This is a genomic window from Planctomycetia bacterium, assembly GCA_034440135.1.
GTDB lineage: Bacteria > Planctomycetota > Planctomycetia > Pirellulales > JALHLM01 > JALHLM01.
Window position 1 is genome coordinate 1 of the sequence record JAWXBP010000529.1, and the last position, 8749, is coordinate 8749.

6 protein-coding genes are annotated in these 8749 nt (G+C 59.7%); 2 read left to right on the forward strand and 4 right to left on the reverse strand.

From position 1 onward, the window contains the following. Nucleotides 1-209: 209 nt before the first annotated feature. Nucleotides 210-1352: a site-2 protease family protein gene (locus tag SGJ19_29525; protein ID MDZ4784406.1), complete on the forward strand. Its 1143-nt coding sequence runs from the start codon at nt 210-212 to the stop codon at nt 1350-1352. Nucleotides 1353-1447: 95 nt separating this feature from the next. Beyond that, entirely contained in the window at nt 1448-2581 is a 1134-nt protein-coding gene (locus SGJ19_29530) for a hypothetical protein (GenBank protein ID MDZ4784407.1), read from the forward strand. Nucleotides 2582-2720: 139 nt separating this feature from the next. Here SGJ19_29530 and SGJ19_29535 read toward each other — a convergent pair whose 3' ends face one another. From SGJ19_29535 to SGJ19_29550, 4 genes are all read right to left on the reverse strand, one after another. Further along, nucleotides 2721-4292 (reverse strand): TolC family protein, encoded by a 1572-nt coding sequence (locus SGJ19_29535; GenBank protein ID MDZ4784408.1) that lies wholly within the window; start codon nt 4290-4292, stop codon nt 2721-2723. 270 nt (nt 4293-4562) lie between these two features. After that, a complete protein-coding gene (locus SGJ19_29540) occupies nt 4563-6071 on the reverse strand; it encodes an HlyD family efflux transporter periplasmic adaptor subunit (protein ID MDZ4784409.1) in 1509 nt (502 codons plus the stop codon). Continuing rightward, nucleotides 6068-8263, reverse strand: coding sequence for an ABC transporter ATP-binding protein (locus tag SGJ19_29545; GenBank protein ID MDZ4784410.1), 2196 nt, complete (start codon nt 8261-8263; stop codon nt 6068-6070). Before SGJ19_29545 ends, SGJ19_29540 begins: the two co-directional genes overlap by 4 nt. Before the next feature lie 134 nt (nt 8264-8397). Continuing rightward, nucleotides 8398-8622: a carbon storage regulator gene (locus SGJ19_29550; GenBank protein ID MDZ4784411.1), complete on the reverse strand. Its 225-nt coding sequence runs from the start codon at nt 8620-8622 to the stop codon at nt 8398-8400. Nucleotides 8623-8749: the final 127 nt, after the last annotated feature.

Here is an 8749-nt window from a genome sequence, read left to right on the forward strand (position 1 = left end):
CCCCTTTTACAGCTGTTTTCGACGTTCTCACACCAAACTTCACCAGGCACTAATCCTAACCAATTGCCACTGTTCGACTTCTGACCGGACAGTACTGATGCGATACGTGTGATCGCTGGGGGACACTAAAGCATTGATCTGCCTTTCCGCGCGGGTCGCAGATTCGTTTCCCGTGGCGATAGACGGCAAAACAGCGTTGGAGGTGAATCATGAAATGGTCTTGGAAACTCGGTGAAGTTCGCGGCATCGGCGTCTACATGCATGCCACGTTTCTGATTTTGATTGGATTTATCATCCTGAGTCACTGGTCGGCGGGCCATAGTTGGGGAAAAACGTTGGAAGGGGTGGGCTTCATCCTCGCCCTGTTCGGCTGCGTGGTGCTGCACGAGTTCGGCCATGCGCTGATGGCGGCCCGGTATGGCATCAAGACACGGGACATCACCCTGTTGCCAATCGGTGGTGTCGCGCGCCTGGAACGCATGCCGGAGGAACCGCGGCAGGAACTGTGGGTGGCCCTGGCCGGACCGGCCGTCAACGTGGTCATTGCGGTGGCGCTCTTTGCCTGGCTCCAGTTCACGGCTGCTTTCACGCCGCTGGATCAACTCAGTGTGACAAGCGGTCCGTTTCTCGAACGGCTGATGGCGGTCAATGTAATGCTGATCGTCTTCAACATGCTCCCGGCGTTTCCCATGGACGGCGGACGTGTGCTGCGGGCCTTGCTGGCGACGAGGCTGGAATACGCGCGCGCCACACAGATCGCCGCGAACATCGGTCAGGCGATGGCGTTGCTGTTCGCCTTTTTGGGTTTCTTCGGCAATCCGTTCCTGTTGTTCATCGCGTTTTTCGTCTGGATCGGCGCCGCCCAAGAAGCCAACGTAGTGCAAATGAAGTCGTCCCTCAGCGGCATCCCCGTCGCGAAGGCCATGCTGACCGACTTTCGCACCCTGTCCCCTCACGACTCGATCCACCGCGCTATCGAACTGATCCTGGAAGGTTCACAGCACGACTTTCCGGTGGTCGAGAACGGTCGCGTCGTGGGCGTGTTGACGCGCACGGATCTGCTGGCGTCGCTCGCCCAGCGCGGCCAGAACGCAGCGGTTGGAGAGATCATGCGGCAGGAGTTCTCCACCGTCGAGGCGGCCGAAATGCTCGAAACGGCCTTTGAGCGATTCCAAACCTGTGAATGCCCTACGCTGCCGGTGCTCCGCAACCATGCCCTGGTGGGATTGCTGACGATGGAAAACGTCGGCGAGTTCGTCGCGATCCGAACCGCGCTGGAAGATGCGAAACGGAGCGGTTCGAGTGATACGGCGTTGCCTCGCTCCCGGGGCCGCCTCGGAAAGGAAGCATAACGATCAGGCGTGGGGCGATCGGGGGGCGCACCGCCTAGGTCCGGGACGAGCTTTACGCGATTCGGTGCGGTTACATCCGTTTTGAGGGCCGATCCATGTCATCCTCCGACGCACTGCCGGATTCGCCGGCTTCCGACCGGGATGACGCCGCCCTTGCGATTCCCGGCGTGCTGCATGTTTTCGTCGCCTTTGATTGGGGCGAAGAGGTGGACTTGGAGCACGCCCGGCGGCTCGTCCCTTCGGAACCGCACGCGTTTCCGCGGCCTCGGCGCACGCCGTCGTCGATTGCCTACCGGCCGTCGCCGCTGCAGATCGAGCCGGCGCCGGTGACCCTGGAACTTGCCGAGATCGGGGTGGTGGAGGCCCGTGTCGAGGCGACCGTGTTCGACTTCGCCGCCGCAAGCATCGCCCTGAGCGTGCCGTTTCGATTGACGCCGTCGGCCCTGCTCGGCTTAGCGGGCAGCCTGGCCGACGCGAGTGTTCCGGCGCAGGCCGCACGGTCGGCCGCCGAGCCGCTGTTCCAGCGATTGCTGCCGGCGATTCAACGCCCGCAGTGGGGCCATACGAGCGAGGAGTACTTCGTATTTGCATTCGATCCCGGCGCGTTGCCGCCCGTTCCGCAATTGTTGGCCGATCGGGCGGCATGGCTGGCGGGCCTGGTTCGGCTCGATCCCGAGCCGCTGGTGGCCGAGGAGATAGCCGAAGCCTTGAGGATTCAATTGCGATATCGTCCGACGGACCTATTCGTCCCGGATTGGGCGGCCGCCGTGTTGATCGATCAAGACTGCGCCGACACCTTGCAAGTCATCGAGTTCGCCAATTTGCAACTGTCGGAGTTCCGCGAAATCGACGATCGCCTGGACCAGCAGCTTGCGGCGGCCTACGGCCTGATGCACGCGCTGGCCCAACGACGTTTGCCTTTCTGGCGACCGCAGACGAGGCAAATGCGGGCCCTCGGCGAGATCAAGGTCGAGGCGAATACGATGTTCGAGCGTACGAGCAACGCGCTCAAGCTGGTCGGCGATCAATATCTGGCCCGCGTGAACCGCCTGCTGGCCGAGCGATTTCACCTGGAGGCGTGGGAACAGAGCATCCGTCGGTCACTCGAGGTGCTGGAAGGGGGGTACCAAGTGGTCTCCGACCAGGCGGCCGGCTATCGTGCGGAAGTATTGGAAGCCATCATCGCGGTATTGATACTCGTGGACGTTCTCACGACGCTTCTCGGCTGACGCCGTGCATTCCCGAGGTACGTCGACTCAGCCCATATCGATCACGGGTATCCGTCGCGTCGAGCTTTCGGCCTCGCTGTCTTTCAATTGTCAATAGTTCGTCGGGGTCACGAAAGTGGGGTAAATCCGAACGCGGACATCAATCGCGCGCCAGCGTGGCTCGATAGTCAGCGCGGGCAGCAAAGTACTCGTACATAGCGTCCACTTCGGTACTTTGTGCCTCGGCCGCTTGCTGTTCGCGGAGGTTGACGGAAAGCAGGTCGCTTTCCCCTAGCTCAAACTTGCGGCGTTCGATCTCTGCCAGACGATCAGCTAACTCAGCGGATTCGTGCGCACGCTCGATCTGTTGGTAAGCGGCCACCAGCGCGGCATAGACGGCCATTACGTCGGTCGAGATTTTGTCGGCGGTCATCCGCCGCTTGGCAGCCAATTGCCCCAGTTTGCTCCCAACTGCCGTCATCTTCCCTCGTGCCTTGCGACGCTGAACGGGCACATCCAGAAATAACCCCGCTTCGAGTTCGTACTGCGATTTGTCATTCTTGCTGCTCGCCGGAGCGCCGACGTCTTGCGAACCTGCCACAACCGCCTGAACATCCGACAAGAGGTCGTTCCGAGCCTCGGCAAAGTCGATCTGCAATTGTTGGCGCAGGAGGTTCAGCGCAAGTAGTTCTGGCCGGTTTGCAATAGCCGCTTCGATGTCCAGGGCGAGGGCGTCTTCATCGACCGGCTGCGGAACTGGAAAATCCGCAAGTTGGCCATCGTCCGCCACCAGGGGTTGGCCTCGATCATCGCGATAGTACAGGGACAGCTTAATGGATGCCTGCTGTCGCTTGCGCTGCACCTCGATCAACTTGGCTTCGCGTGAAACGATCAAGCGGCGATTGTCCTGCAGCACGGGCGGTTCCGTATCGCCCGTCTCTACCTTGCGACGAATGGCTTCGTTGCGGTCTTCGGCAATTTTCAGCAACGAAGCGGCGATCTGGTGACGGCGGCCGGCAGCGACCCAGTCCCAGTAGGAATAAGAAGCCGCCCGTACGAAGTCGATGAGTTGCAGCCTGATCTCCGGTTCGGCCAATTGACGGTCCAAATTTGTGCGCCACAACTGCGCACGCCGGGCGTCGATGTTCACATTGCGAGCCAGCGGCACGGTCACGCCGGCTCGAAACTCACCGCCGTCGTCGGTCTGTCTTTCCCCGTACCACGGTTGAAAATTCCCGCGGCCGACGCGGTAGCCCCCGAACAGCGCGCCGCCCGCGAATGTCGGTTGTTCGAGGCCGATACTCTGTCGATAGGTCTGGTAGAAGCCTAGTGGCCCGTTCTCGGTTGCACCTTTCAATTTCAGGTCGAACGCCCCGTGGGCCGCCAGATGTTCACCGAACGCTGCGTCGCGGGTTAAAAGTGCCGCTTCCAGCAGCGGAAAGGAGCGCTGCACGGACTCGAGGACCTGCTCCAACTGCAATACTTCGTTGCGCCGACCAGCCGGAATTTCTTCGGCCGCATTCTCCGGATGTGTCACATGGGCGACCGTGACAACTCCGCCGTGACTCGGTCCGGCGTTCTCCATGCCGGCTACGCTATCTTGTGACGACGGAGTAATCAGGTGGCCAGTACTCGGGGGAGATTCAGGGCCAACGGACGGCGCTTTGGTCGATCGGCTGACGCGACGGGCCGGTTCCACGCTCGCACAGCCAGCCGTTAGCATCAGCAACATCAGGATGGCACTCAATGGACGCAAGTCTCAGCCTTTCCACGGTTTAACAAACACGTTCCACGATGATCCAGCGCGTACGACAACCGGGCGCAGCGACGCAGTTGCAGTTATCGTCATGGTCTGCGTAACCGCTACAGTTAGTTTTACTTGCCAGGGCATTTGTGACTTAACAGCCTGTTGAAGTATTCGTTTTCGACGGTGTGCTAGCTACAAAAGCTCCGTGGGTTAGAAAGCTAGCAACCACCCGTCTGGGACTACTTCGACCGGCTGTTAAGGCGTCTTGCCGACCTTCGGCGGTTTGCTAGGTTTGTCTTTCGATCCGTCCTTCTCGAATGACGTGACCGGCGGAAAAGCGTTCATGCGCCGCCACACTTCAAACCACAAGGGAACGCGGTCCAACAATACCCAGCCATGGGCCTGCACACCTTGACGCAAGAATCTCCCTTCCGGCCACTCCGCCCCGGGCCAGTCTGGGTCGCGTTCGTCAGGTTGAACAAGGATACGGTATTCCCCTTTGCCGTTGTCGATCGAATCGACGGAGATGACCTCTCCGCCGAACGTGCCGACTGCCACAGACGGCCAGCCTGCTAGCTGGACGGCAGGCCAACCCTCGAATTGCAATCGCACGTGCCGCCCCGGCTCAACCAGCGGAGCGTCATTGCCGTTGAGCCATAGTTGCACGGCACGATCCTTCGTATCGGGAACAATCACGCAGAGTATGTCGCCTTCCTTGATCATCTGTCCGCCCTGGTTCGGCGTGATCTGCACAATGAAGCCATCGAAGGGGGCAGTAACCACCTGGCTCTCTTGCCGTGACACCTTGACCTGCATCTCCGCGAGTTCCTTCTCGGCCTTATTCAATTCTGATTCGGACTTGGCCACGTCCCCCTCCGCCTTGGCCACATCCCCCTTGGACTTGCCGAACAAGGCCTTTGCGTAATCGATATCCACCTGAGCCTTTTGGGCTTTGGCATCCCGATCTCGTTGTTTTCCAGTCACTTCGTCTTTGGCGGCCTGCACATAGGCTTGGTGTTTGGCGATCTTGGCTTCGCCTTCCTTGTACTTGCGTTCGGCCTCCTGGAACTTGAATTGCGAGGCGATTTTCTCCTCGTACAATTGCTTCTGGCGCTGGTAGTCCGCCGTGACCTGTGCGAACGCCGCCAATTGCTCGATCAAGTGCTGTTCCTCAGCGATGACCTTCTGCTGCGCATTCTCGATGAAGGCATCCGCCGAAGAGACGACTTGCAGTTTCACCTCGGTATAAGCCGTGACTTGTGCTGCCAAGGACTCGACGATGGTGTGTGTCGCCTCCAAGTTTCGAAGATTGGCCGCAACGTTCTGGTGAGCTGCGTTGACCTGCTGTCGGGTGGAGGCCAACTGGTCCTGCAAGCGTCCCAGCAGCGACGGATCGAGATCCTGGATTTCGGCGATCATCTGCCCCTTTTCAACGCGTGCGTTTTCATAAATTCCCTCGCCCCAGCGAACAATCCGCCCCTTGATTGTCGCTTCAATCGTCTGTTGCCGTTCCCCTGGCGCGTATGCCACCACGTTGCCGCTACCGGTAATCGACTGCTGCCAGGGTGCGAACATGACCAGCATGAGCGTGGCGAGCAAAAGTGCGGACAGCACCTTGGCGATCCGCCGGGCGAAACGCGACGAGCGGGCCAACCGCAACGACGGCATCTGCGCCTCACTATAGGCGACCGGCAACAGTATCGTGCGGCGACGCCGTGTGATTACTTTTGCCGTGGTGGTCCCGTTTTCGTCGTGGTTACTCATTTCTCACCTTCAATTTGATCCGCGCCCGCCGACACATCGCGGCGCGACTCCCCGTGCTGCAGTTCAATCACGCGCGAACATTGTTTCTGCAGTGAGGCGCGACCGGTCACGGTCAACAGCGTCCACGGCCGGCGTGAATCGCAAAGTGCGCCCATCAACTCAACCGCTTCCTCGTCAGGCAAAGTGTCCAAGACTCCATCAACCAGCAACAGGCCCGGCCGACTGACGATGGCTCTCGCGAGCATCAGACGCCGCAACTGGTTTTCCGTGAGCGGCTCCCCGGCGCTGGTCAGATCCGTGTCAATCCCTTCCGGTAGCCGCAGCACACCTTCCAGCAAACCGACTTGTTCCAGAGCATCGCGCACGTTAATGAGCGTGACCTCGGGACGGCCGAGATGCACGTTCTCGGCCACACTGCCCTGAAACACTTCGACGTCGCGGACGAGCGCAACGCGGCGGCGCAGAAAGTCTGGACGCAGGTCGCGAGGGTTGATTCCGTCCAGCAACAAATGGCCGTGCGTCGGAGTGCGCAGTCCGAAGATCAGGTCGAGCAGCACACTCTTTCCTGACCCCATTAACGCCACGCGTTCGCCAGAACCAATCTCCAGGCGGATCGATTCCAAGACGCGAACTCCACCAGACAACGAGTAGTCTACACCGCGGACCGTCAGGGATGCCGGCTGCGCTGGAAACCGGTGCAGCAAGCCCTCCTGTTCCTCGATGGGCAGGTCCAACAAAACTCCCAGCTTGTCGACCGACGCCAGCAGATCGTAGTAACTCTCAAGGTATCCACCCAGTTTGGCGAACGAAGCGACGATGACGGTCACGATCAGTTCTGCCGCAACCAGTTGCCCCAGCGTCAACTCGCCCGTCATCACCAACCAGCCGCCAATCCCCAACAAGACGGCACTGGCGACCGCGTGGATCGACAAGGAAAACAGGATCTGCCGCATCAGCACGCGATAATGCTTTTTGCGGGCCGACAGATATTCGGATACGACATGATCGGCCCGTTCTAAAGCGTACTCCGCCCCACCGTCGTATTTGAATGTAACGGCACATCGAGCCAGATCTTGCAGCCAGGCCGCGATCGCATACTTATACTTCGACTCCTTGATGCTGGTCGTCACGGCACCTCGCCCGAGGATGAAAACGACGAACGCCAGCATCGCCAGCAGAACAACGTCGAGACCCAACAGCCACGGATGGTAGAGGGCCAGCACGACCATGCCGATCACCGTGTTCAGCACCAGGGTCAGCCCGTCCAGCAATAACTTGGCCGTGACCTTTTGCACCGTAACAATGTCAAAGAATCGGTTAACCAGCTCGGGCATGTACTTTCCGTCCTGGCTCTCGGCGCGGACTCGCGGCAGCCGATATGCCAAGTCGGCCGTCACGCGGGCGAACAATCGGCATTGGATGATTTCGACGACATATGACTCCAGACCTTGAATCGCGGCAGAGAACGACATGAAGGTCAGCAGCAGCAGTGTCAGCACGACGAGCGGCTGCAGGAAACGTCCAAACGCCACGGTATCAACCATCGATTGAAACGCGATGGGAGTGGCCAATGCCAGCAGACCGACGATGAAGGAAAACACCAATAGAACGAAAATGTCCGAGCGTTCCGGGCGCAGCAATGCCCACAGCCGTGCAGGCGGCGACATTTTTTCGGCGTGAAGACTGACGGCGTCGCCATAGGCAACCGAGCGTTCAACGATCACACATCGCAACATGTCTTGAGTTCCGGGATTGCCGGTAAACTCGCGCAAATCCGAGGCGTTGCACCATTGAGAGGAATGCTCGGGAAATGCGCGTGCCAGACGGACTTTGCGTCCGCGGGCGTCGGTCACCGCGCGCCAGGGGGCGGATCCCGGCACGTAAAGAACCAGTCGTGCCCCGTCGCGAGCCAAGTCGCGAAACTCATCTGGCGTGCAATCCACCACTTTGCACTTCAAACCCAGATTAGTCCCCGCCTCTCCGATCCAGTGCCACCAAAGCTGCGATGCGTCGCCGGGAAACGCATCTGCTGCTTCACGGACCACACGTCGAAGCCGTCCGCGATCAATGGGATCCCCGGTATCCAAGAGCAATTGCCCAAGAATGATCGCGGCACCGTCGATCCCGGCCACATCGTATGTCAACGGCGTTTGTCCCTCGCCTGTAGGCAAGGCTGAATTCTCGTCAGTCATGTCGTCTCCGTACGGTCGAATAACGCCGCTGCTCCGACCGAGGCTCGTCGTCGCCGTTTCATCTGGCTTCCCCGGCTCCTGTTACCGAAACCAAGTCGATCATCCTTTGAAGTCTGGTCGATATGTCACTGTGCCTAGCCAAGCGACACGGATTCTGAGTCGGTCCCCGAAGCGACCGCACGAGCACTGTGTTGTGGCGAACCGTCCTCCAGTTCTTTCCTGATGATGGAAATCTTCTCGGGGGCCGCGATCCCCAGTCGGACCCTCCGTCCATTGACCGCCAAAACCGTAAGCACAATGTCACACTGCGGCACACAGATCTGTTCGCCGACTTTGCGACTGACCACCAGCATAGCCATTCCTCCTTGTGAGAACCATTCAGACTGTCACTGCGTGTGCTTGGCAGTGGCTACAAATCGTGGTGTTGAGCGAGATGCTTTCGATACTTTGGTCGACCAGGAACTGCGCGAACTCGGGGTAAACGGC